The sequence below is a fragment of the Metabacillus rhizolycopersici genome (genome assembly GCF_020075705.1).
Genome location: NZ_JAIQUM010000009.1, coordinates 59489 through 84920, shown reverse-complemented (window position 1 = coordinate 84920; position 25432 = coordinate 59489). Strand labels below are relative to the sequence as shown.

The 25432-nt window shown below is 35.6% G+C and carries 27 protein-coding genes; all 27 read right to left on the bottom strand.

Features of this window, described 5'->3' with window-relative positions:
- Window positions 1-11: 11 nt before the first annotated feature.
- Window positions 12-1115, bottom strand: coding sequence for a protein-glutamate methylesterase/protein-glutamine glutaminase (locus tag K9V48_RS06440; protein ID WP_224137888.1), 1104 nt, complete (start codon window positions 1113-1115; stop codon window positions 12-14).
- Between the two features lie 5 nt (window positions 1116-1120).
- Complete coding sequence (locus K9V48_RS06435) at window positions 1121-1984, bottom strand: MinD/ParA family protein (RefSeq protein WP_224137887.1); 864 nt, start codon at window positions 1982-1984, stop codon at window positions 1121-1123.
- A 10-nt stretch (window positions 1985-1994) separates the two neighbouring features.
- Complete coding sequence (flhF, locus tag K9V48_RS06430) at window positions 1995-3158, bottom strand: flagellar biosynthesis GTPase FlhF (RefSeq protein ID WP_224137886.1); 1164 nt, start codon at window positions 3156-3158, stop codon at window positions 1995-1997.
- A complete protein-coding gene (gene flhA / locus K9V48_RS06425) occupies window positions 3155-5191 on the bottom strand; it encodes a flagellar biosynthesis protein FlhA (RefSeq protein ID WP_224137885.1) in 2037 nt (678 codons plus the stop codon). Before flhA ends, flhF begins: the two co-directional genes overlap by 4 nt.
- A gap of 50 nt (window positions 5192-5241) precedes the next feature.
- Window positions 5242-6342, bottom strand: coding sequence for a flagellar biosynthesis protein FlhB (gene flhB, locus K9V48_RS06420; protein ID WP_224137884.1), 1101 nt, complete (start codon window positions 6340-6342; stop codon window positions 5242-5244).
- A complete protein-coding gene (gene fliR / locus K9V48_RS06415; RefSeq protein WP_224137883.1) occupies window positions 6329-7120 on the bottom strand; it encodes a flagellar biosynthetic protein FliR in 792 nt (263 codons plus the stop codon). The genes flhB and fliR overlap by 14 nt, the downstream gene beginning before the upstream one ends.
- 2 nt (window positions 7121-7122) lie before the next feature.
- Window positions 7123-7392, bottom strand: coding sequence for a flagellar biosynthesis protein FliQ (gene fliQ / locus K9V48_RS06410; protein ID WP_111614971.1), 270 nt, complete (start codon window positions 7390-7392; stop codon window positions 7123-7125).
- Between the two features lie 15 nt (window positions 7393-7407).
- Window positions 7408-8073: a flagellar type III secretion system pore protein FliP gene (gene fliP / locus K9V48_RS06405; RefSeq protein WP_111614972.1), complete on the bottom strand. Its 666-nt coding sequence runs from the start codon at window positions 8071-8073 to the stop codon at window positions 7408-7410.
- Window positions 8066-8761, bottom strand: coding sequence for a flagellar biosynthetic protein FliO (locus tag K9V48_RS06400; protein WP_224137882.1), 696 nt, complete (start codon window positions 8759-8761; stop codon window positions 8066-8068). The genes fliP and K9V48_RS06400 overlap by 8 nt, the downstream gene beginning before the upstream one ends.
- Before the next feature lie 13 nt (window positions 8762-8774).
- The gene (locus K9V48_RS06395) at window positions 8775-9140 is read right to left on the bottom strand and encodes a response regulator (RefSeq protein WP_224137881.1); all 366 of its coding nucleotides are present in this window, start codon (window positions 9138-9140) and stop codon (window positions 8775-8777) included.
- Window positions 9141-9166: 26 nt separating this feature from the next.
- Window positions 9167-10363, bottom strand: a complete 1197-nt coding sequence (gene fliY, locus K9V48_RS06390; protein ID WP_438803870.1) for a flagellar motor switch phosphatase FliY — start codon at window positions 10361-10363, stop codon at window positions 9167-9169.
- Window positions 10356-11354, bottom strand: a complete 999-nt coding sequence (gene fliM, locus K9V48_RS06385; protein ID WP_224137880.1) for a flagellar motor switch protein FliM — start codon at window positions 11352-11354, stop codon at window positions 10356-10358. The genes fliY and fliM overlap by 8 nt, the downstream gene beginning before the upstream one ends.
- A 159-nt stretch (window positions 11355-11513) precedes the next feature.
- Window positions 11514-11942, bottom strand: coding sequence for a flagellar basal body-associated protein FliL (gene fliL, locus K9V48_RS06380; RefSeq protein WP_224137879.1), 429 nt, complete (start codon window positions 11940-11942; stop codon window positions 11514-11516).
- A complete protein-coding gene (locus K9V48_RS06375; RefSeq protein ID WP_224137878.1) occupies window positions 11935-12156 on the bottom strand; it encodes a flagellar FlbD family protein in 222 nt (73 codons plus the stop codon). The genes fliL and K9V48_RS06375 overlap by 8 nt, the downstream gene beginning before the upstream one ends.
- Before the next feature lie 57 nt (window positions 12157-12213).
- Window positions 12214-13713, bottom strand: a complete 1500-nt coding sequence (locus tag K9V48_RS06370) for a flagellar hook-basal body complex protein (protein WP_224137877.1) — start codon at window positions 13711-13713, stop codon at window positions 12214-12216.
- A 209-nt stretch (window positions 13714-13922) separates the two neighbouring features.
- A complete protein-coding gene (gene flgD / locus K9V48_RS06365; RefSeq protein ID WP_224137876.1) occupies window positions 13923-14351 on the bottom strand; it encodes a flagellar hook assembly protein FlgD in 429 nt (142 codons plus the stop codon).
- Between the two features lie 9 nt (window positions 14352-14360).
- Window positions 14361-17102: a flagellar hook-length control protein FliK gene (locus K9V48_RS29390; protein WP_224137875.1), complete on the bottom strand. Its 2742-nt coding sequence runs from the start codon at window positions 17100-17102 to the stop codon at window positions 14361-14363.
- A 17-nt stretch (window positions 17103-17119) separates the two neighbouring features.
- Window positions 17120-17722 (bottom strand): MotE family protein, encoded by a 603-nt coding sequence (locus K9V48_RS06355; RefSeq protein WP_224137874.1) that lies wholly within the window; start codon window positions 17720-17722, stop codon window positions 17120-17122.
- A gap of 11 nt (window positions 17723-17733) precedes the next feature.
- Complete coding sequence (gene fliJ, locus K9V48_RS06350) at window positions 17734-18177, bottom strand: flagellar export protein FliJ (RefSeq protein WP_224137873.1); 444 nt, start codon at window positions 18175-18177, stop codon at window positions 17734-17736.
- The gene (fliI, locus tag K9V48_RS06345; protein WP_224137872.1) at window positions 18177-19496 is read right to left on the bottom strand and encodes a flagellar protein export ATPase FliI; all 1320 of its coding nucleotides are present in this window, start codon (window positions 19494-19496) and stop codon (window positions 18177-18179) included. The genes fliJ and fliI overlap by 1 nt, the downstream gene beginning before the upstream one ends.
- 13 nt (window positions 19497-19509) lie before the next feature.
- Window positions 19510-20268, bottom strand: a complete 759-nt coding sequence (gene fliH, locus K9V48_RS06340; RefSeq protein WP_224137871.1) for a flagellar assembly protein FliH — start codon at window positions 20266-20268, stop codon at window positions 19510-19512.
- A complete protein-coding gene (gene fliG, locus K9V48_RS06335) occupies window positions 20261-21280 on the bottom strand; it encodes a flagellar motor switch protein FliG (RefSeq protein ID WP_224137870.1) in 1020 nt (339 codons plus the stop codon). Before fliG ends, fliH begins: the two co-directional genes overlap by 8 nt.
- Before the next feature lie 12 nt (window positions 21281-21292).
- Window positions 21293-22897, bottom strand: a complete 1605-nt coding sequence (gene fliF, locus K9V48_RS06330) for a flagellar basal-body MS-ring/collar protein FliF (protein WP_224137869.1) — start codon at window positions 22895-22897, stop codon at window positions 21293-21295.
- A 76-nt stretch (window positions 22898-22973) separates the two neighbouring features.
- The gene (fliE, locus tag K9V48_RS06325) at window positions 22974-23294 is read right to left on the bottom strand and encodes a flagellar hook-basal body complex protein FliE (protein ID WP_224137868.1); all 321 of its coding nucleotides are present in this window, start codon (window positions 23292-23294) and stop codon (window positions 22974-22976) included.
- Window positions 23295-23304: 10 nt separating this feature from the next.
- Window positions 23305-23754: a flagellar basal body rod protein FlgC gene (gene flgC, locus K9V48_RS06320; protein ID WP_224137867.1), complete on the bottom strand. Its 450-nt coding sequence runs from the start codon at window positions 23752-23754 to the stop codon at window positions 23305-23307.
- A 2-nt stretch (window positions 23755-23756) separates the two neighbouring features.
- The gene (gene flgB, locus K9V48_RS06315; protein ID WP_224137866.1) at window positions 23757-24146 is read right to left on the bottom strand and encodes a flagellar basal body rod protein FlgB; all 390 of its coding nucleotides are present in this window, start codon (window positions 24144-24146) and stop codon (window positions 23757-23759) included.
- A 503-nt stretch (window positions 24147-24649) separates the two neighbouring features.
- A complete protein-coding gene (codY, locus tag K9V48_RS06310; RefSeq protein WP_224137865.1) occupies window positions 24650-25429 on the bottom strand; it encodes a GTP-sensing pleiotropic transcriptional regulator CodY in 780 nt (259 codons plus the stop codon).
- Between the last annotated feature and the right edge of the window lie 3 nt (window positions 25430-25432).

Below are 25432 nucleotides of genomic sequence, written 5' to 3'. Positions count from 1 at the left end.
ATTGTCTTACCTCAATAAAGGGGATTTCTTACATACTTCATAATTGTATCGCCTATATCTTCTACATCTTCAACTCTATCGATAAGTTGTGTGTTTATTGCTGATTTTGGCATGCCGAATACAATAGCAGTTTGCTCTGATTCGGAAATGGCTTTGACAGTGCCTGTTAATTTTAGTGACTTCAATCCTTCTGTTCCATCAGCTCCCATTCCTGTCATAATGACAGCAATTTTTAGATACCCCTGGAGTTCACTGATTGACTCAAACAACACATCTACTGAAGGTCGATGCCCATTTCTTACTGCTGATTGATCAATGTTAATCTTTAATGAAGTTCCAGATTTTTCGATTTTTAAATGGAAGCCTCCAGGTGCAATATAAGCAACTCCATTCTGGGCCAATTCATTATTTTCCGCTTCTTTTACAGTAATCATTGAAACAGAATTTAAACGTTTGGCTAACGATTTTGTAAAGCCTGGTGGCATATGCTGGACAATAAAAATCGGTGCGTCAATCGGTGCTGGTAATTTTGTCAGTACTTGTTGTAAGGCTCGAGGTCCTCCAGTTGAGGTTCCGATACAAACAATTTTTTTATTTTGATGGATGTTGTCGCTAAATCCAGGACTTTTGTCTTTTTTTAAATCTATTTTACTGCATTCCAACTTTTCAACGGGATTCTTTTCTCTATTCACTTCATTTGACAATTTACGAACGTTTGCAAACTTTGCAAGGGTAACTTTTTCGATAATTTCGGCTTTTATTTTGTGTAAATCCATAGAAATGGCGCCTGACGGTTTAGCAATGAAATCGACTGCACCATATTGTAACGATTTTATTGTATTTTTAGCGCTTTCTTTCGTCGCACTAGACAACATGATAACCGGTCTTGGGAATTGCTCCATTATCACTTGTAATGCTTCAAGTCCATTCATTACTGGCATTTCTATATCCATCGTGACAACATCTGGCTTTAATAATTGGACCTTTTTTATAGCATCTTGTCCATTTCTAGCCGTTCCAACGACTTCAATCCCTTCTTCTTGATTAAGAAAATCTGATATTAATTTTCTCATGAAGGCTGAATCATCGACTACTAGTACACCTATTTTCCCCATCTATCTTACCTGCCTTTCATGAAGAAATGCTTTAATTTCAATATAAAAGGTGTTGGTTCTTGAACAAAGTTATTTAATTCTTGCCTATTTACATACTCCTTAGATATCCTAACGATCGCTTTACTAGCTTGAGAATTAGGCTGATATAATAAAAAGGGATTTTGATTGATTACAGCTTTCATAATTGTTGAATCATCTGGGATAATTCCTAATAACGTAGGGTTCCGTTTCAAAAACTGAGTCATCGTTGTCGATAACCTATCAAACGTTGAATGACCTACATCATGATGAAACGCACGATTTACTACGATTAAAAATTGCATCGTTTCATGATTTACACAAATACTTTTTATCGCAGAATAAGCATCTGTCATCGATGTGGGCTCTGGTGTTGTAATAATAATGATTTCATCCACTGAGAGTAAAAAACGTAGGCTATCTTCTGAAATGCCTGCACCCATATCAAAAATAACAAAATCATATGCTTTAAACAGGAGGCCAAGCTCATCAATGAATCGTTGAAATTTCTCTTCATTAAGACTAAAAATTGTCCCTAAACCAGTGCCACCTGAAATGTAATCGAGACCACAAGGACCCGTTGTAATAATATCTGTTAATGATTGTTGGTTTTCAAAAAAGTCAACGATCGAATACCGCGAACTTTCTCCAATTAGAATATCAATATTTCCCATCCCAATATCTAAATCGAATAAGAGAACTCTTTTATTGAGCTTTTTTAAGGCAAGCGAGAAATTTAATGAAAAATTTGACTTACCTACCCCACCTTTTCCACTCATTATTGCGATGGATTTTGCTTGGGTTCTCAAAGCTTTTATTCGCTCTCTTAAACGTTCTGCTTGATCATTCACCATATCACCACTATCTTAATATCTGTTCGATTATGCGATCTTTTGTTGTTACTTCGATATCATCAGGGACATTTTGACCATGAGTTGTATAGGCAATACCTTTGTTCGTTTTCATCATCACTTCAAATAAAGAACCTCTTGTTGAAGTTTCATCGAGTTTTGTAATAATGAGTCTCTTAATCGGAATGATTGAAAACCGTTCATAAATCGCTAACATGTCTGCCGTTTTAGCGGTTGCAGCAAGTACAAGAAAGGTTTCCATCTCTTCGTTAAAATCAATAATTGATTGTAGGTCTTTCACATATTGTGATTCTAAAAAGTTTCTCCCAGCCGTATCAATAAAGATAAAATCATATCCATCAAGTTTCTTTTTAGCTTCCTTAAAATCGTCAAGGCTATAACAAACTTCAATCGGTACATCTAAAATTTTCGCGTAAGTCTTTAATTGATCAATCGCAGCAATTCTAAAAGTGTCGGTCGTAATGAATGCTACTTTTTTATTTTTTTGTAATACACATTCTGCGGCAAGCTTTGCAAGCGTCGTTGTTTTACCAACACCAGTGGGACCAACAACGTTAATATATTTCCTTTGGTGGGAAATCCCACCAAAGGAAATATTCTTTAGTTTCTGAGCAAATAATTCTTTTTCTTTTTCTTGTAATTGATTATTTGTCAAATTTCCATTCATTTGATACCAATAGGCTAAAAGCTCCGCCATAATTTGTCCTTTAAGGGAAGGATTGATCTCTTGCTTCGTCATTTTCTGTAAGATTGCTTTTAATGGCTCGGGATAAAGTTCACTTTTATCATTCGTAGCTATGGATTGAAGCATATCTTTCAATTCTTTTATTTGTTCGGCTAAATGTAGATTATTCTCTTCACTAATGGGCGATTGAATCTGTTCTTTTGAATTTAATCCTCCATTGGAAGTTATCGGGTAAACCAGCTTTTCTTGGAAAAAGGGCTGTTCTTCTTTCCCTTTTGAATGGACCGGTACATCTAGTTCTTGATCCAAAGCAGCGATAACTTCTATCTTCTTTTTAGCAAAAAGTCCTAAGAATCCGCCTGACTGAATCGCCTTTGAATTCAAAATAACTGCTTCGTTCCCCATTTCAGAACGGATTTTTTTCATCGCCTCTTGCATAGAGGGTGCGATATATTTTTTTACCTTCATTCTACATTCACCACCCCAATACTCTGTACTTCAACATTTGCTTCTAATTCGTTATAGGATAATATTGGCACCTGAGGAAAATAGCGATTTGTTAGCTGTCTAACATACATTCTTACTGCAGGTGAACATAGTAATATTGGAGTTTGCTGTTGTAACGATAGGTTTTCTATTTCTTTCGCAATTGCCTCAATGATTGATTGAGATACGTCAGGACTTAATGATAAGTAGTTACCATGTTCTGTTTGTTGTACGCCATCAGCAATGATTTTTTCAATTTTCCCCGACAAGGTTACAACTTTTAGCATTTGATCTTGGTCTACATATTGTGTCGTTATTTGTTTAGCCAAAGCTTGTCTCACATATTCACCAAGTAACTCCGCATCAGACGTCATTTTCCCAAAATCGGCTAATGTTTCAAAGATAATTGGCAAATTTCGAATTGAAACCTTTTCTCGTAAAAGCTTTGCAAGTACTTTTTGAATATCACCTATGCTAAGTGGAGTTGGTGTTACTTCCTCCACTAATATTGAATACGATTCTTTTAAGTGGTCAACTAATTGTTTAGTCTCTTGTCTTCCAAGAAGCTCATGTGCATGTTGTTTAATGACTTCCGTTATATGCGTTGATACAACAGAAGGCGGATCAACAACTGTATAACCATACATTTCAGCTGTGTCTTTCATTTCTTCTGTGATCCATTTAGCCGGTAGACCAAAAGAGGGCTCTACTGTGTCAATCCCTTCAATAGAATCATCCTCTATTCCCGGAGCCATAGCTAAGTAATGATCAAGAAGGATTAAACCCTTGGCTACTTCATTTCCCTTTATTTTCAGACGGTACTCATTTGGTTCTAACTGAATATTATCCCTTATTCTGACCACAGGGATGACAATGCCAAATTCAATTGCTAATTGTCTTCTAATCATGATAACCCTATCGAGAAGGTCGCCACCTTGGTTCGTATCTGCAAGCGGGATTAAACCATAGCCAAATTCAAATTCAATCGGATCAATCGTTAACAGGTTTATGACACTCTCTGGACTTTTCATTTCATCCATCTCAATTTCCTGCTCGATCTCTTCCTCATCAGAAATGGGTTGATCTTTCGTTTTAGAGATGCTATAGCCAGCAAAAGCGAGTAAACCAGCAATCGGTAATGGTATCAAAATACCAATCGGTGTAAACAATCCTAATGCAAAAATCGTACCGGCAGCTACATAAAGCATTTTCGGATAGGCAAATAATTGTTTGGTAATATCCGATCCCAAGTTACCTTCAGATGCTGCTCTCGTGACTACGATTCCTGTCGCTGTTGAGATTAATAAAGCAGGGATTTGACTAACAATCCCATCTCCGACAGTTAACATTGTATAGTGAGAGGCTGCTTCACCAATTGCCATCCCATTTTGCATCATGCCAATAATGATACCAACGAGCATGTTTATGATCACCATGATGACTCCGGCAATCGCATCACCTTTAACAAATTTACTCGCACCATCCATTGCACCATAAAAATCTGCTTCATTTGCAACTTTTTCCCGGCGCTCCCGAGCCTGTTGTTCTGAGATCATTCCTGCATTCAAATCAGCATCAATACTCATTTGCTTACCTGGCATGGCATCCAACGTAAAACGTGCGGCAACTTCAGATACACGTTCAGAACCTTTCGTTATGACAATAAATTGGATAATAATGAGAATGATAAAGACAACGAACCCGACAAGGATGTTTCCACCGGTTACAAACGTACCAAATGTTTCGACAACCTTACCTGCATCACCTTCTGATAAAATTGCTCGCGTCGTTGATACATTTAAACCGAGGCGAAACAAGGTTAGAAGTAAGATTAATGAAGGAAAAATCGAAAATTGTAACGGTTCATTCATATTCATTGACGTAAGGATAACTAATAGCGCAAGAGAAATATTGATGATAATTAAAAAGCTTAATAACCACCCTGGAAATGGGATGATTAGCATAGCAACAATTAAAATAACACTTAGTAATACAGTTAAATCTCTTGCCTTCATGGATTTTTCTCTCCTTAAAACCAATCAAATCTTTTTAGTGCTTGGTGTTTTTAAAATATGGTCTGGTTGTTTACCATCGACTTTGCTTGGTAAACATAAGCAATAATTTCTGCAACAGCCTGGAAGAACTCCTCCGGTACAGCTTGACCTATATCTACTTGATCATAAAGCGCCCTGGCAAGAGGTCTGTTTTCAACCATCATGATGTCATTCTCTTTCGCAATTTCTTTTATTTTTTGTGCAACAAGGTCAACACCCATCGCAACAACAAATGGAGCATCCATTTTTGATTCATCATATTTTAAAGCAATCGCATAATGAGTTGGATTTGTAATGACAACATCTGCGGAAGGTACATCCTCCATCATTCTTCTCATTGCCATCTCACGCTGCTTTTGCTTAATTTTCGACTTTATCAGTGGATCACCTTCAGATTTTTTATATTCATCCTTTATGTCTTGCTTTGACATTTTAAGATTCTTTTCATAATCAAAGCGCTGGTATAGATAATCTAATAAGGATAAAAACAAAAGTGCAACAGACGCAAATAACCCCATTCTAACTGTTAATGAAGCAATATAAAGTAGAGATTGTTCAACAGTCATGTACGATAAGCGCAAAATATTTTCCATATCAAACCAAATGACAGCAAACGTTACAAAACCAACAAAAGAGATTTTTAAGAGTGATTTTAATAACTCCACAATTGCACGCATTGAATAAATTCTTTTGAAGCCTTTGATTGGATCCAATTTATTAAATTTCATTTGAATCGCTTCAGTTGAAAACAGGAACCCTACTTGAAGATAGTTTGCTAATACACCCGCAACTAACGCAATGCCCATAATTGGTGCAAGAATCATTCCTGCTTGTAAAGCCATTGTTAAAAAAAATTCATGCACGTTTTGATCGGTTAAATCGAGAAGTAAATAATCTTGAAAAGTCCCTCTTATCATAAGAATAATTCGGTCTCTCATAAATGCCCCAATGAATAAAAACGATAAAAACACAGTTAGGAGTGAGAGTGCAGTGTTAACATCTGCACTTTTAGCAACCTGACCTTTCTTTCTTGCATCAAGTTTTTTACGTGGCGTCGCTTTTTCTGTTTTTTCTCCTGAAAAAAACTGTAAATCCAATTTAAGAAGGTTCATTGCCCATCACTCCAAATAATTCCATGAGACCTCGCATTGTAATTGCCATCGTATCAAATAGCTGCTGCATTGAAACAAATAATGCTGCCATCACGACAATGAGCAATATAAAACTAACTCCAATTTTTAAAGGTAACCCAACGACGAAAATATTTAATTGAGGTACAGTCCTCGCTACAATTCCGAGTGCAATGTCAACTAAAAATAATGATCCAACAACAGGAATTGACATTTGAAAAGCAATCAAAAACATTGAATTAAATGATCTGACTATGAATTCAATTACATTGTCTTTCCCTAATGGCAAATAAAGTTGATCAATTGGAACAAACTGATAGCTATAAAACACACCGTCTAATAATAAATGATGTGCATTCACACTAACCATTAACAGCAAAGCAAAAGTATAAAGAAATTGTCCTATTAGCGGACTTTGTGCACCGGTTTGCGGATCAATTACATTTGCGATTGCAAACCCCATTTGAAAGTCAATAAAGCTACCTGCTATTTGCACAGCAGCAATAATAAAATAAGCTGTAAAACCAGTTAGTAATCCAAAAAGCGCCTCTTTTAGTATTAACATAAAATACTCGCCATCAATTTCAATTGGTGGCGGCTCGATCGCAATGAACATGATCCAAGCTAACAAAAATGAAAAGCTAATTTTATACATATTGGGAATATTTCGATAAGAAAACAACGGCAACGTAACAAAAAATGCTGTTATTCTCATAAAAACTAGCAGGAATGCTGGGTAATTTTCAATAACAGTGACCATCTTTACCCCACGAACCTATTTAAATTACCGAAGATATCTTGCGCATAGGAAACTAGTGTTGTTAACATCCATGGACCGAAAAGAATTAAACATAATAGCACACCGACGATTTTTGGAATAAACGCAAGCGTTTGTTCTTGAATTTGCGTTGTCGCTTGAAAAATACTAACGACTAAACCAATCACAAGTGCAACTAATAGTAATGGTCCACAAATGATTAACGTTGTATAAACTGCTTTCTCGGCTAATGAAATAACAAACTCTGAACTCATTCGATCTCACCCATTCTAAAAGCTTTGTAGCAAAGATTTTATAATTAAATGCCAACCATCTACTAATACAAATAAGAGGATCTTAAATGGTAGTGAAATCATCACTGGTGGAAGCATCATCATTCCCATCGACATGAGAACACTAGCAACGACCATATCAATAACTAAAAATGGAATAAAAATCATAAACCCAATTTGAAAGGCAGTCTTAATTTCACTAATTGCAAAGGCAGGTACTAAAGCCGTTAGTGGGATATCTTCGATTGAATTAGGACTTTCAATACCAGCATAATTGAGGAAGAGAGCTAGATCCTTTTGCCTCGTATGTTTGCTCATAAACTCCTTAAATGGAAGAGCTGCGCGGTCATATGCTTCCTCTAAGTTAATTTCTTCATTAAATAATGGTGTTAGCGCTTGATCATTCACCTCTGAAAAAGTCGGTGCCATAATAAAAAAGGTTAAAAACATCGCAATCCCAATCAATACTTGGTTAGGTGGCATCGATTGTGTTGCTAGTGAAGTCCGTACAAACGAAAGAACAATAATAATACGAGTAAAACAGGTCATTAAAATTAAAATACTCGGGGCAATTGAAAGAACAGTTAATAATAGTAATAGCTTTACAGATGTACTAACAGTACCGGCATCACTATTATTAAAGAACTCCATAAATTCATTCATTCTTGTTTAAACCCTTTCTTTTAACTTCCTCAAACTGTTTTGTCCGCTCTTTCTTTACCTTTTCCAATTGGTCCTTGAAGGTTGTTGAAAATGATGATTGTGTATCCTTCGTTACCCTGTTTAACTTTTTGCTTTGATTAACAAACATTGTTAACGTATGTAAAAAATTTTTCGATACCATAACTTGTTCTTGCTTCCACTCAAATTCTTCAATGAATTTCTTTCTCTCTTGCTCGCTCTCAATTTCTTTCAGTAATGAAATCGATTCTCCAACACCTACTACTAATACCCTGTTCCCTACTTTAATTAGTTGAATTGATTTATTCTGGCCTAAACTTGTACCGCCTAGATTGACAATAGACTTTCCTTGCTGAAACAATTGGTTCCGCTTTGTGACGAACTTTAATAGAACGTAAATCAACATAAGCACAAATGCTAAAGCAATGAACATTTTAATAAAATCAAATGCTGTAACAGATAGTGAATCATTTTCTGCTTTTGGTTCTAATTCTTCATCTTGAACATTTGAAATCGGATTACCATCTTTCGATTTTTCTGATTGCTCTTTATTTAAATTTCCATATTCACTCTCATCAATTGCATCCTCCGCAAATATCTTTATCATGGCTTGCGGAGAAAAGGTTATAAGCGCGACTAACATCAATATGAAGTAATTTCTATGAAGCAATTTCACTCCACCTTTAGTTGCTTAGTATTTTGCCAACTGCCTCTAAAACACGGTCTGCTTGGAATGGCTTAACGATAAAATCTTTTGCACCTGCTTGAATTGCATCAATAACCATCGCTTGTTGCCCCATCGCTGAGCACATAATTACTTTTGCGTTTGGATTGATTTGCTTTATTTCTTTTAATGCTGCAATTCCATCCATTTCAGGCATTGTAATATCCATTGTTACAAGGTCTGGTTGGTGCTCTTTATATTTTTCAACTGCTTGTGCCCCATCTGCTGCTTCTGCAACAATCTCATATCCATTTTTCGTTAATATATCTTTAATCATCATTCTCATAAATGCTGCATCATCAACGATCATAATTCTTTGTGCCATAATTTTCCCACTCCTAATTCAATTCATTATTTTAATTTATTTAAGCGTTCCTTTTGACTGACGATATCCGTTACACGCACACCAAAATTTTCATCAATTACTACGACTTCACCTTTAGCGACAATTTTGCTATTCACTAAAATATCTACTGGTTCACCAGCTAGTTTATCAAGTTCAATAATTGAACCAGATGATAATTCAAGAATCTCTTTAACAGAACGTTTTGTTCTTCCTAATTCAACTGTTACCTGTAGAGGTATATCGAGTAACATATCAAGATTTTGCATCTCTTGTTGTTGATAGGAAGCTTGTTCAAATGTAGTAAACTCTGCTGGTTTGACATCAACGGTCGGCTGCTGTTTCGTTGGTTGTGGTGCTGTGTACATCTGTTGTCCAGGCTGCTCCATATAGTGTTGCTGCTGAACATGATCGGTCTCTGGTTGATGATCATTTGTCTGAGCGTATGTGTCTTTCATAACTGGATCTGATTGTTGGACCACACTGCTTGGTTCAGCTACAACTTCTTGTGTTGGATTCATTAACTCGTTGATTAAATCCTTCGCAAATAATAATGGTAATAATTGCATAATATTTGAATCTATAAGTCTGCCAATTTTGAGTCTAAATGAGACTTTTGCCAGTAAATCTTCGTCAGCGATTGAATTTGTTCCTTCAGTCGCATAAGCCTCCAGCAATTCGACTCTTGGTGGTGAAATATCAACTTTTTTATTAAAAATTGTAGACATCGATGTTGCCGCAGATCCCATCATCTGATTCATTGCTTCCTGGACAGCACTAATTTGAATGTCACCAAGCATTTCATCAGGATTCGTCCCGTCACCACCAATCATTAAATCAGCAATGATCGCTGCATCACTTTGCTTAATAACAAGTAAATTGCTACCAGAAAAGCCAGCTGTATAATTTACTTCTATCGCGACATATGGCTGTTGAAATTCATCACCTAACTTACTCTTTTGGATAACTGAGACACTTGGTGTCGTAATTTCAACTTTCTGTTGTAGCAGTGTTGATAATGCAGTCGCAGAATTTCCGAATGAAATGTTACCAATTTCTCCGATTGCATCCTCTTCCATTGCATTGAAGTAATCTTCATTCTTAAGTACGTATTCCACTTTCGTTTCTGCAGGAGTTTCTTTATCAACGCTTGTTCCTTTTAATAGGGCATCGATTTCATCTTGTGATAACATTCCATTACTCACGATCTTCGTCACCTCTCGATAAGTGGTCAATAATTTGAACCGCTATTTTTTTGTTCAATTTCCCTGGTTGCCCAATAAACTTTGGCTTATCGCCTATTTTAACCACCAATGGTTTATCTATGGAACTATCCAATTGAATGACATCTCCAGGATGTAGTTGGAGAAAATCTTGAATTGATAATTCTGACGATCCTAGTTCTGCAGAAACAGTTAAATCAGCAAGTTGAATCTGTGATTTTAGAGCTTCAATTTCGATTGACTTAGGTTCCTTCCGATCAGACTGCATCCAATAATGAGCAGATAATCTAGGGATAATCGGTTCTAGAACAACATGTGGTATACATAAATTGATCATTCCACTTACTTCGCCTACTTGAACGTTTAATGAAATAACAACGACGGTTTCATTTGGTGACACCATCTGTAAAAATTGTGGATTCACTTCAAATTCTTCCATTATTGGCTCTATTTCAATGATTGATTCCCATGCTTCTTGGTAATTTTCAAGTGATTTTTCAAAAATATTCGAAATAATTTTCGTTTCAATTTCGGTCAGGGTATCAATTTTGTTAACACTGGCACCAATTCCCCCCATAATCCGATCCATCATAGCGTATGCTATATTAGGACTAACTTCCATTAGTATTCTTCCTTGAAGCGGTTGAACCTCAAAAACATTTAATACCGTCATTTTCGGAATTGAACGAATAAATTCTTCATATGGTAATTGATCAACTGAACCAACCATTATTTGGATATATGTCCTTAATTGTGCTGAAAAATATGTCGTTAATAACCTAGCAAAGTTATCATGGATACGGGTCAGGCTACGGACCTGATCCTTTGAGAAACGCAGAGCCCTTTTAAAATCGTACACCTTTACTTTTTTTCTCGACTCTTCCTTCTTTAACTCATCTGCATCCATCTCACCTGTTGAAATCGCAGAGAGTAAGGCGTCAATTTCACTTTGTGATAATATATCACCTGCCAAAGTTTTCACCTCCTAAAGGTAAGGGACGGAACCCGTTTTCTATTAAATCCATTTGACTAAGTAGGCAAACGGATCTGTTTTGCGAGATAACATCGTGTTGAACTTGTAGCAGTGCTCAATTTTCTGTTCATTTTAATCTTGACGCTAATACATCTTTAACTATTGAAGGATATAGGAAGTGGTATAAACCTTATTGACCTTGCCTCCATGCATTAGTTCATTGGTTTTCGTTTTTACTGTTTCTTTCAGTTTGTCCATTCCTTCTTTACCATCAAGCTGATCAGCACTCATATTTGCCAATTCTGAAATGATAATATCTCGAATTTGAAACTCTCGTTGCTGTAATTCTTCCTTTGCTTTCTTCGAATCTGTTTCAACCTTAAAAGACAAGCGTACAATATTTCCACTAGATAAATTAGTCGTTATCTCTGGAATATCAACAGATGCTGCTACTACTTCTTCAATAGTGGGTTCAGAATTATCCCCTTCGTTTCCTAAAAATTTCATAACGACAACGAGTGCTGTTACACCAATTAATGTTATTGAAACGATAATGACAAGCATAATACTTAAAAGCTTTTTATTCATCGTCCAAAACCTCCGAGCCCTTTCTTAACGACAGAACATTTATCTCTCTATAAAAAGAAGCTATTTTTTTACAAACCTCTTGTTCTGTCTCCTTCACAACGTATTTATGTCCATTTGTTAAAGTAATCGTTGTATCAGGAAATGATTCAATGACTTCAATAAATAATGCATTTAGTGAAAATGTTTTTCCATTTAACCTTGTTAATTGAATCATATATTGAGAGACTGACTAAACGAATTGAAAATATAAAGCCAGCCCCCTTCCCCCTTATTAACGTTTTAAGCCCATGAGCTCTTGAAGAATTTCATCAGATGTTGTTATGATTTTTGTATTTGATTGGAATGCACGTTGAGCTACGATCATTTCTGTGAACTCTTCTGATAAGTCCACATTCGACATTTCTAATGCACCGGCAACGATTGAAGCAACTCCATCTTCTCCTGCAACAGATAATTCATCAAGTTGAATGCCATTGTTGTTTTTATCAATCAATCCAGAGTTTGCAGATTGTCTAAATGAATTGCCTCCAACTTTCTCCAAACCGCTTGCATTGGAAAAAGTCGCGATTCGAACTTGTCCAGCAACGTTCAATTCACCTTTAGCATTTACAAAAGTTACTGTACCATCTGATCCGATACTAAAGCTTTGAGCATCTAATGGGATTTGAATTAACCCTGCTTCTCCGCTTAATTTATTTGAGAATTGTGGTTTTTGCAGGTCTTCTGCTAGTCCTTCAAAATTCACAACAGACTGTCCGATTTTTTCCAAGTCGATCATGTAACTATTTAAGTTAGAGATGACTGTATTCATAGTTGATAAAGTTGTATCAGGAACTGCAGTCCCCTGTCCTGGAGCAGTAAAAGGACCTACAATTGGAGAAACAGTTGTTGTAAACTCTCTAACGATTGTTCCAAATGGTTGACTGCCATTAAATTGTGTAACTCCTCCGTTTAGTGTAGTTATACTGTTCCTAAAATTATTTGCAAGGTTCGAAAAATTCGTTACTGCAGGAGTAAATTGATTAAGAATCGTTGTTAATGCACCATATGAGCTAACCATCGAATTGTATAGTGTACCTTGTGCAGGTGATTCATTTTTGAGATAGTTCGTTTGTGCGTCATTATATTCTTGGTATGCGTTGAGTAATTCATTGGCTTCTTTTGAAATGTCCTCTAAGCCTGTCATCATATTTCCATAAGGTGTACTGAAATTACCAATCGAATTCAGTGCATTTTGTGATTTTTGAATCGCTTGTGTTGAAGGAACCGTCTTTTCACCAGCCTCACCAATCACATACATCCCATCAGCTGTTACTAGGTAACCTTTATCATCCATATATAAATTTCCTGCTCTAGTGTAATTTAAGTCAACAGCGCCATCAATTACACCAATAATTAAGTTGTTACCGATTTGATTTCCTTGGTCAATATTAATTCTACTTAAATCCGTTAATGTTCCAACTGGAAAGAACCCATCCCCAGATAATGCTAAATCTAGTGTTCTAGAAGTAGTTTGTGTTGCACCTGAAGAGTGAATTGTATCAATTGAGCTAATTTGTGATCCAAGTCCAATTTGTTGTGGGTTCGTACCAGCAGTTGTTTGCGTTGCCCCTGCTGCACCTGCGATCTGTTGGCTAACTAAATCCGAAAAAGTTACACGTGATTTTTTAAATCCATAAGTATTTACATTGGCAATGTTATTCCCAATTACATCTAACTTCGTTTGAAAGTTTTTCATACCACTTATTCCAGAGTATAGTGAACGTAACATTAATTATTCTCTCCCTTTGCTAATTCTATCAGTTGCTTCTGTCATTTCGCTGCTACAGGCCTCTGTTTCTGGTTCAGTTATTTATCGATCATAAGCTTTCCATTACTGTTAGTGTAAAGCTCTATTTTTTACTTGTTGATTGCAGTTGTGGCTTTAGCGGCTGAGCATTTTTTAATTGAACAATTCGAACTGTCATTTGTTTACACACATTAATCAGGCTTACTAACTTTTATGACAGAATCATTTGAGATCTCTTCTCCATTTTCAAGCTCAAGAAGGATGCCACCTTCACTTTGTTTAATTGATTTTACAATGTCACTTTCATTTTCTGCGTCATCGTTCTTCCATTCTACTTTCTTGCCAATCATTTCAGAGTATTTTAAGATGGAATCATTTTGTGTTTGCGTATTAATTAATTTTTCCAACATACTTGCCATATTTGTCGTTTGTTCAAGTGTTGAGAATTGAGCCATTTGTGCAATAAATTCTTTATCTTCCATTGGATTCATTGGATCTTGGTTTTGCAATTGGGTCATGAGGATTTTTAAAAATTCATCTTTTCCTAGATTTGAATTACCTGTCCGCGCCGTATTAGGTTTGTTCGATAATAATAAGCTCGTATCAATTGATGTCATCATTTCCCCTCCTTATACAGTTATATTGAATACCTCGTTTAATGAATCAATAAAGCTTTTTTCGTTCTCTTGTTCATCTTCATGATCAGTTGCTTCATGTTCTTTCTCATTTTTATCCTTATGATTTGACTGCCCCCGCAATTCTCTTGAGAATGGCTCTGTAAAAATTTCAAAGCGCTCGATTTCAATTTGAACTGAAGGAAGTACTTGTTTAAGTTGATGCACACTGTGGTCTAATAATTCTTTTGCTGATTCAGTTGATGCCATAATTCGAGCAATCATTTCACCGTTTTTTTGGACGAGCTTAACTGTTAAAGAACCAAGATGATCAGGGTTCAGTTTAATGACTAATCGATTTGCGCCATTTGGTAATTGCGCAAACTTGCTTGTTTTAAATACGTTCAGAAGCTGATTGGTGAATTCTTGTCGCGTTGGTAATTCTGTTTTTGTGAATTCCAACGGTGTGCCTGTTTGATTCGTTATAAATTTATCTATTTGAATCGTGAACCTTTCTTCATTTCCTTCAACCTTTTTTGTCAGTTCGCGAGATTGAAATTGTGAATAAGTCATCTTTATCCTTTGTTGATTCAGAGATTCAATTGGATTTTCAGTTAAAATTTGACTGGCAAATGGATTATTTATCTTTGGCGTAACCGTCTCATTAGCTGCTGACAATTGTTCACTTATTTTGCCCTTTAATTTCCCATCCTGTTTTGACAAGTTCGATACTAAAAACTCGTACAAATGAGGAACGTCATCAATCAACGTTACTTTTTGACCTTCCAGTGCAAATTTAAAAAGCTCAGTCTGAAGACTATTTTCAACTTTGGAAAAAATTTCAGTTAATTCAATTGATTTCTCTGTTGACAGCAGTTCGACCCCTTTTATAAATTGGCGAACACTTTTCATAAGTGGAACTATTTGACGAATAACTTCATTTCGGACAATACCGTTTGATATTTGTTGGTCATTACGATTCAGACTAGGTAAATTCAAAAAATCATATCCGATTTTTTCAATCTCAGGAAAGACTTCGTTAACATCAACTGAAAGTTCATCCGCTACATCATCAACTGTTTTGGAAATTTCCATTATGTTATCAATGATTGGCGTTGCTTTTCTTTGCTCAAAGATTCTGTCAAAAGGGAGTGCCGTTTCTAAGCTTATCTTTGATTTCAATCGATCAGTCTTTAAATCAAATGGTTCTTGAATTCGGTGGAGATGGGTATATGTCCTATCGATAGACGTTTCACGACCCATTTGTACCTGCTCAATTATGTTCATATTATTTGTAAAATCATTCCGTACGTTTTTCTCTAATTGTTTACTATCTTCATTACTACTAGTGTATTGATTTAACAAACTAACAAATTCTTTAAGTATATGTGAAAGATCTATTCCTGACGTCTCACTAAGTTGATTTAGTTCTGAATATAACAAATTTATCGTTGCCTCAAATGTTTTGGCAGAGGGGGTATACTCCCGATCTTCTATGTTTTCTTTACATGTTTTTACTACAGAAATTTCATTATTTTCTTCATTTTCAACCTGATTATTCTGAGTTATCCAAGACTGGTTCTTACTCTCATTTTGCAAATCATTCAGTAGACGATTATCATTAGATATTTCTGTTGAATCAATGGACATAAATTGATCTTGGATAGTTGCCTCAAATGTTTTGAAAGAGGGGGTATACTCCCGATCTTCTATGTTTTCTTTACGTGTTTTTATTACAGAAATTTCATTATTTTCTTCATTTTCAACCTGATTATTCTGAGTTATCCAAGACTGGTTCTTACTCTCATTTTGCAAATCATTCAGTAGACGATTATCATTAGATATTTCTGTTGAATCAATAGACATAAATTGATCTTGGATAACGAAATTATTTACCTGAGGTTCTATTATTGCATCATTAAAAATGCTTTTAACTGTTTTATTAATAATCAATTGCAAAGTTGTAAAATCAATTTCCCAAAAGAAATCCTCCATTCGAGAGTCAAGCTTTTCCTCGGAGGAAAAAGCAAAAATCTCATTTAAGATCTCATTTTTCACAATTATTTCTTGCATTGGCATTCGTTTTACTTCAGTTATTCTATTATTTATGATTAATAACTTTTCAAGATTAAGTATCCTAGTTGTATCTTTACCTTCTGTCCAATTAGCTAGCAACAATTGTCCTTCAACCAATGCTTTATCCCTAGGCTCCATTTGATCAATTGCTTGTACCATACTGGTAAATTGGACGGTGTCTTTATTCGAATAACTTGGAAACTCAAGTTCTAGCAGATGATTTAACTTAGAAATAAAAGGTGTAAAGTCGACATTCTGTTCGTTAGATATGTCTTCTATTACTTTTACTAAAGATAGGACTGCAACAGTTGAAGACGATGACATTGTCTTTTCGATCAATTCATCAATTGAATTTGCTTGACTTAGACTCTCATTGATTTCATTTTCAAGAAGCGAAATCATAGTTGATCCTGTACCATCAGCTTCATCATCTATGTGCAATCTAGACTTTATTTCAACCTGATCTAATGAAAGATTTTCTAAAAAATGCGTTAATTCATCTGAAATGTTGTGAAAAGTAAGCGATTTGGAAGATTCCACATGTTTTCCCATACTAGGTAACTGTTTAACCTTTTGGTTAATAACTAAAAAGTCACTAAAACTAAGTGTCTCTGAATTCAAGCTAGTTTTAATTGTACTTGCATTTTGATTCACTATCTGTAATAGTGGTGCAATTTTCACTTGTTCACCTCCTTTTATTATTGAGTGTTTGATGATAAGAGATTGGTATATTTCACTGCATCATCAACAGCCATTTTCGATAATATATCTGCTAGATGCCTGTCGTCTAATGAAGTTAAAATGAGAATTGCATCTTCTTCATTTAGATTCGGAATAATTTCAGCTGCTTTTTTACTCGACATATTGTCATAAAGCTTTGCAATATCTTTCGAATTTTTTTCTAAATCTGCTTCTTTTATCTCTTCAATTTGGGTTTCTAAGGATTTTATTTCTTGATTTAACGTTAGAATTTCTTTTTCTTTCATTGATACATCTTTCTCTAGCGCACCAATCATTGTTGCTTGTTCTTCAATCGTTTGCTCGCGCTGTTTTTTTGCTTCTTTTTGCGTTGCAGTTTCTTGTGCTACTATTTCTCTATCATTTATGGTATCTTGTTTTTCATCTTTAAAAAGCTTTTCTATAACTGGAATTTCCGCTAAAACTGCTTTTGATTTGCCGAAGACATCGAAGCCTGCTACGGACAGGATGATCACGACTAACGTTACAGTGAAGATGATCGGTATTAAAATAACGAAGAAAAACCATTGAAATTTACCGTAATCTTGCTTTTCGCTTTCCATCTTACTCTCACCTAATTTCTACGATACATATAGGATTGAATTGCAAGATCATCCATATGCTTGCTCTCTAGATGCTTCATTTCGAATAAATAATTTTCATGTTGCTTTTGCTTAAGCTTTTCGTATTTCTTCACTTCAATATTGTATTGCATTAATTTTACTTGCTTTTCATTCATTCGATTCCGTGTTAGAAGAACAAGATTTTGATAGTGTGCTATTGTCTTTTCTAAATTACTCACAAACTGCTGGTTATGTCTTATTTCCTGAACAGACATTCCATTTGCAAGCCTAGAAAGAGTATTTTCTTCAATTACTTCTTTTTGTTTAAGAGAATCATATAATTTATTTGCTACATTTTCGAAATCATTAACCGATTGATTGTATTCAGCTAATGATTTTTCTTTTTCATTTTCTTTAACATCCATAATTTTTTGAAATCGGAATTGGTAAGCCATTAAAAATCACCTTTTTCCATTAACAATGTAAGCGATTCGATACTTTTTTCAATTGACACTTTATCTTCAACATTTTGCTTTAAGAATGATATGATTTTCGGATAGAACTTAATCGCGTCATCTATTTCTCGTGATGAGCCTCGTTTATATGCACCGATATTGATAAGATCCTCTGAATTCAAGTAGGTTGAGAGCAAATCTCTTAGTTTCGTTGCTGATGCCTGATGGCCTGGGTCTATGATGTGATTCATTACCCGACTTATACTTTTTAAAACATTTATTGCTGGAAATTGCCCTTTATTTGCAAGCTGACGATCTAAAACGATATGACCATCAAGAATCCCACGAACTGTATCTGAAATCGGTTCATTTAAATCATCACCATCAACTAGAACAGTATAAAATGCAGTAATTGTCCCTTGCTCATTTGTTCCAGTTCGTTCTAAAAGCTTAGGAAGAATCGCAAAGACTGAAGGTGTATACCCTTTTGTTGTCGGCGGTTCGCCAACAGCAAGCCCAATTTCACGTTGCGCCATCGCGACACGTGTCACGGAATCCATCATAAACATGACGTTTGACCCTTTATCACGAAAATATTCCGCTACTGCTGTTGCTGTATAGGCTGCTTTCATTCTCATCAGTGCTGGTTGATCAGATGTAGCAACAATGACGATTGACCTTTTTAATCCTTCAGGCCCTAAATCACGATCTATGAATTCACGAACTTCACGACCACGTTCACCGATTAGCGCGATAACATTTAAATCAGCATTTGTATTACGTGCAATCATTCCCATTAAGGTACTTTTCCCCACACCACTACCTGCGAAAATACCAACACGTTGCCCTTTTCCAACCGTTAATAAACTATCTATGACCCGGACACCAACTTCAATTTTTTCATGAATTGGCGGTCGTTTCATAGGGTTTGGCGGTGACTGATCAGTTGGCACAGATGTTAAGCCTTTTGAGAGGCTTGAATCATCTAATGGTTGTCCAAATGCATCAATTACTTTGCCAATCAAACCAGTTCCTACTTTCACTTTTAACGGCTCATCCGTTGCTTCAACAATGCTGCCAGGTGATATATGTGTCACTTGTAAATAAGGCATAAGCAGGACATTCTCATCCTTAAATCCTACTACCTCTGCTGGGATTTTTGTTTTCAAATTTGTGCCTGTGTAGATATAGCACAAATCGCCAATCGAGCTTTCAGGCCCCTTCGATTCAATCATAAGGCCAACTACTCTAGATACTTTTCCATAGCGTTTATAGGGATCTAATAAATCAATTGAATGAATCAGCTCTAATGCTCTCAATTGGTGTCACCCCTCAACTTAGTAATTCGATTAATTGTTTCTTTAATTGTTGAAGCTGTGTATCTACACTAATATCAATTCGGCCAAACGCTGATTCAATAAAACAGTCATTTACTCCTAATTCTGCATTAGCATAGATGCTTATGTCTGTGGCATTTGTCACTAGTAAATTAAGTTCATCCTTTTGACTTAATAGAAGCTCATAAGAAGCGGGATGAACATAAATTTTTATATTTTCGTATTCTTTTACTTCATTAAGTGCTTGCTTTATAAGTGGAAGAAAGTTCTCACGGGATTCAAGTAATTTAGTAGAGATGACCTTTTCAGCTAGCTTTATGGAAAGGGCTAAAATCGTCTCCTCTGACGATTGAACTTTTTCATCATAGTCTTTTTTTGCCAAATCGATTATTCTTTGCGATTCTTCGATGTTTGCTTGATATTGCTTCCAAGCTTCTTGCCTACCTAGCTCCAAGCCTTCCGCATAGCCTTCACGTCTTACTTGCTCAACAAGCTGTTCTTTCTCCTCAATCCAAGCATTTTGTTCTTTGGCAATCTGTTTTGAGATTTCTAATTTTTCTGCAAGAGCAGATTGTATAATTTGCTCTGCCTCTTTCTTAGACGTTTGTAAAAGATAAGAAGCTTGCTGTGATATCTCTGGGTCAACATTTTTTTTATATTTCTCGTTTAAAAGCTCCGAAATTGCCTGCACCGCTATTGGTTGCTTATCATTGTCCTTTTTATTGGTAAATTGGGATTTTATCAAACTAGACAATGATATCATCTCCTCCACCACGTGCAATGACAATTTCTCCTGCTTCTTCAAGTCTTCTAATAACCCCTACAATTCTCGATTGCGCTTCTTCTACATCACGCAATCGAACAGGACCCATATATTCCATTTCTTCTTTAAATGTATCGACCATCCGTTTTGACATGTTTTTAAAGACAATTTCCCTAACTTCCTCACTTGCAACTTTAAGTGAAAGCATTAAATCATCATTTTCAACATCTCTTATGACACGCTGAATAGCACGATTATCAAGTGTAACAATATCTTCAAAGACAAACATTCTCTTTTTAATTTCTTCTGCAAGCTCTGGATCTTGAATTTCAAGTGAATCAAGGATTGTTTTTTCGGTAGATCTGTCTACTCCATTTAACACCTCAACCACCGCTTCGATCCCACCTGTTTGTGTATAGTCCTGTGTAACAGTTGAAGAAAGCTTGCGTTCAAGGATTTGTTCAATTTCATTGATAATCTCAGGTGAAGTACGGTCCATTACAGCAATTCTTCTAGCAACATCTGCTTGAAGCTCTTGTGGAAGCTCAGATAAAATTTGACCTGACTGCACTGGTTCAAGATATGATAAAACAAGTGCCATCGTTTGTGGATGCTCGTTTTGGATAAAATTTAAAATTTGCCCCGGATCCGCTTTTCTCGCAAAGTCAAAAGGTCTCACCTGTAAGGATGAGGTTAATCGATGAATGATGCTTGTTGCTTTTTCTTCACCTAATGCTTTCTCAAGAACTTGCTTTGCGTAAGCAATTCCTCCTTGGGAAATGAAGTCCTGCGCCATGGCAATATCATGGAACTCCTCGATGATTTCATCTTTTTTATTTGCTTCTACTTTTCGAACGCCAGATATTTCTAACGTTAATTTCTCAATTTCTTCCTCAGATAAATGCTTGTATACAGATGCTGACACTTCAGGACCTAAAGAGATTAAGAGGATAGCTGCTTTTTGCTTACCAGTTAATGCATTACTAAAATCTTTCCTTGCCAAATTCTATCTCCCCTATTCTTCCGAAATCCATGTGCGCAAAAGTTTTGCAAAATCCTCAGGTTTTTCTTTCGCCATTTTTTCAAGCTGTTTTTTACGGACAGTTCCTTCTGTTTCAACTTCATTATTAATATCTTGCACTTTAATCGGTTCTTGAATAATTAAGTCTTCATCCTTATCATACTCTTCATTTTCTTGTCTTTTCTTTCTTATTAACAAAATCAAAAGAATGATAATAGCTATGAGAAGGATTCCAGCAACGATGTAAACCCACATCGGAATAACTGAAGCAGCTTCTGTTTCAGCAAATTGTTGTTTGCCATCAAATTGTTGTACAGAAACAACAATCTTATTTGCAATTTCTTCCTCTGTTAATGGCTCGACAGTCGTGTCTTTATTAATTGAGGTACGTATTACCGTTGAGAGAATTCGTTGTATATCTTCTTCTCGCTCTGCTGTAAACGATAGTGGATCTTCAAGATTAGGTGGTTCAACCATAACTTGAATTCCGATATCACGTATTTTATATGGACTCTCGACTATTTGTTTATTAATTCGATTTACTTCATTGTTGATTCTTTCTTCAATCCGTTCATAATCTCCATCACCAGAAGATTCTGTTGTAGCTTGATAGCCAGGAACATCCGTTTCACCCGTTCCATTAATACCACCTGCAGTTGCGGCTCCGTTACCAGTATAAGCTTCGGTAATTCTTTCAACACTTACTGCAATTCCTTCTTCACTATCCTCACTTACCGGCGCAACAATACTTTCTTCCCGATTTTCCTGTGTGAAATCGATGTCAGTTGTAACAGAAACGACAACCTTATCTTGTCCTATCATCGTACCAAGCATTTTTTGCACATCTCGTCTAATATCTTGCTCAATTTGCGCTTGTATTTCTTGTTGTGTAGCATAGCTAGTAGCTGGAGAAGAATTTTCCCCATTATTAAGATCATAGTAGTTAAAGTTTTGATCCATAATAACGATACTATCTGTAGTAAGATTCGGAACACTTTTAGACACTAAATGGAATAGTGCAGTTACCTTTTCTTGATCTAATTGAGCACCAGGCTTTAGCTTAAGGACTACTGAAGCAGATGAACCTTCTGACTGATCTCCTACAAAAACAGATTCTGCTGGTAGGTTGATCATGACATTTGCATTATCTACTCCTTCAATCCCCTTCATTAAATTTTCAAGCTCAGTTTGTGTTGCTTTTAACTTTATTACATCAAATTCTTTATCTGTCATTCCAAAACCAGAACTCTGTCCAAAAAAAGAATAATCGATTGTACCTGTATTTGGTACCCCCTCTGCAGCAAGCTCGACCATTAGCGTATCAACTTGCTCTTTAGGTACTAATATACTTGATCCATTATTTGCAATTTCAGATTGAACACCTTTGGAATCCAGCGTTTCTTTTATTTGTCCTGTCTCAGCTGGAGAAAGATTTGAGTATAACGGAACTAAATTTGGTTTAGATATGATATAAGTTAAGAAACCTGCTAACACAAAAAATAAAAGGGCACCTGTAATAAGTAAGATTTTTTGTCCTTTACTTTTACTTTGCCACAATCCATTTAGTTTATTTTTCGTACTTACTAATTTTTCGTTCATTCCATAAAGTCCCCCGGACATGATGATATGTGTTTTTATAGTGACCGATAACCGTCCTTAAGATTAAGATCAATTACTACACTTGCATTCTCATCATTTCTTGATAAGCCTCTATTGCTTTATTGCGAACTTCGATTGCAAGAGACATAGTGACACTTGCTTTTTGCGCTGTAATCATCACATCATGTAATTCAACATTCTTACCGGTTGCAAGCGCCTCAGTCATATTATCTGATTCAATTTGTGATTGATTAACTTGTTCAATGGCTTGCTTTAATGTCTCGCTAAAGTTCATTTTCATTTTCGTTTTCGTATCATTCATTGAAAGATTTGGCTTTAAATCTATTTGATTTTGCGCCGTTGGAGATAATCTAAAAGGAGTTACACTATTAATCATTTAAACCACCCTATTTCCCAATTTCTAAAGCCTTCATTAGCATACCTTTTGTTGCGTTCATCGCTGTAACATTCGCTTCATAAGATCTTGTACTACTTATGAGGTCAACCATTTCCTTTAATGGGTCAACATTCGGCATCGCCACATACCCTTCTTCATTTGCATCAGGATGTTCTGGATCATAGTTTAGCTCAAAAGGGGTCTCATCTTCAGTAATTTTTGTTACTTTCACACCGTTCACTTCTTTGGATGAGCCTAGAGCCTTGTTTAAAAAAGATGAGAATTGACTACCTTGAGACTGAGTCACGACCATTTTCCTCCGATAAGGTTGCCATTCCCCATTTACAAGTTCTCCTCTTGTTGTATCCATATTAGCCATATTAGATGAAATGACATCCATTCTTACTCGTTGTGCTGTTAATGCAGAAGCAGATATATTAATTGATTGAAAAATCGACATTCTTAATTTCCACCCTTAATTACTGTTTTTAACGAATTGAATTTACTACTTAATCGATCGATTAATGCATTGTACTGAATTTGATTTTTCGCCAAGTCAGTCATTTCTTGATCAATATCGACATTATTTCCATTTTGTTGATAACGCGTACTATTTCTAGACATGATTCTATAGTTAGAAGATGATGAACCAAAATTAATATGCTGATTATTTGTTTTTAAAGCTTGTAGCTTTTGCATTTCATTGCCAAGTGCTTGATTAAAACGAACTTCTTGAGCTTTATAATTCGGGGTATCAAGATTGGCTATATTATTCGAGGTAACTTTTTGTTTTGCAGTAGAAAAAGTTATCGCTTTTTCGATACTTTGAATTGTATTTGAAAATAATTTCATGGTGCCCCCCAAAAAAAGATATATGTACACGTATCGTATAATGTCGAATTTTGTTATTCGTTACATCAATTGTATGAAATAATAGTCTTAAAGTCTATTAAGACTTTGTAAAAAAAGTCGGATTTTCTGCATATTCTAAAAAAGAGGTCTATTTTCCTATTAATATCACTGTGTGAATAATTAGAATATGAATGAAACTGAGGAAGTTATTTAGCTACATCTCTTTTATCAAAACAACATATTTTCTTCCAAAAAAACCATACTAATTTTTCACTTATTTTAAGAACAAAATCGCAAGCGCCTTGAATAGCTCTGACAAGCATAAGACTCTCTTGAATAGAAAGTGTTTTTTTTACCTTCAATTCACAAAAGGGCTCTAGAACTAAGAGGGGCTAGGCACTTACGCTGGAGGTCGTGCGCTTATCCACAGTAAAAGGATTTTATAGTACGCTAAGCGATAAAAATAAAAGGCACTTCAAGAATTCTTGAAGTGCCTTTTACCATTATTTCGTTTTTAACTTTTCTAGCTCTAAAAGGAATTTGTTATTTAAAACTTTAATATATGTTCCTTTCATTCCTAATGAGCGTGATTCGATTACACCAGCACTTTCAAGTTTACGAAGTGCGTTAACAATAACGGAACGAGTAATCCCTACACGATCTGCAATTTTACTTGCAACTAATAAACCTTCATTACCATTTAGTTCCTCAAAGATATGCTCTATCGCTTCTAATTCACTATATGATAGTGAGCTAATTGCCATTTGTACGACAGCTTTACTTCGAGCTTCCTCTTCAATTTCATCTGCCTTTTCACGTAGAATTTCCATACCTACAACTGTTGCACCGTATTCAGCAAGAATTAAATCCTCATCTTCAAATTGTTCTTCTACTCTTGCTAAAATTAACGTTCCGAGACGTTCTCCCCCACCAATAATCGGTACGATTGTTGTTAATCCATTTTTGAATAATTCAGGATTTTCCACTGGAAATGCAGTATATTCACTTTCAAAATCAATGTTTGGTGATGTTTCAGTGATATTGAATAGATTTTTTGTATATTCTTCTGGAAATTGACGATCTTCTAGCATTTGTTTCATTCGATCGCTTTCTATTCTATTATTGATCGCAAATCCTAGTAGTTTCCCCCTACGGCTAACGACGAAAATATTCGCTGTGATAACCTCACTTAACGTTTCAGCCATTTCGTTGAAATTTACTGGTTTACCTGCCGCTCTTTGGAGCATCGCATTAATTTTGCGTGTCTTTTGTAATAATGGCATGTT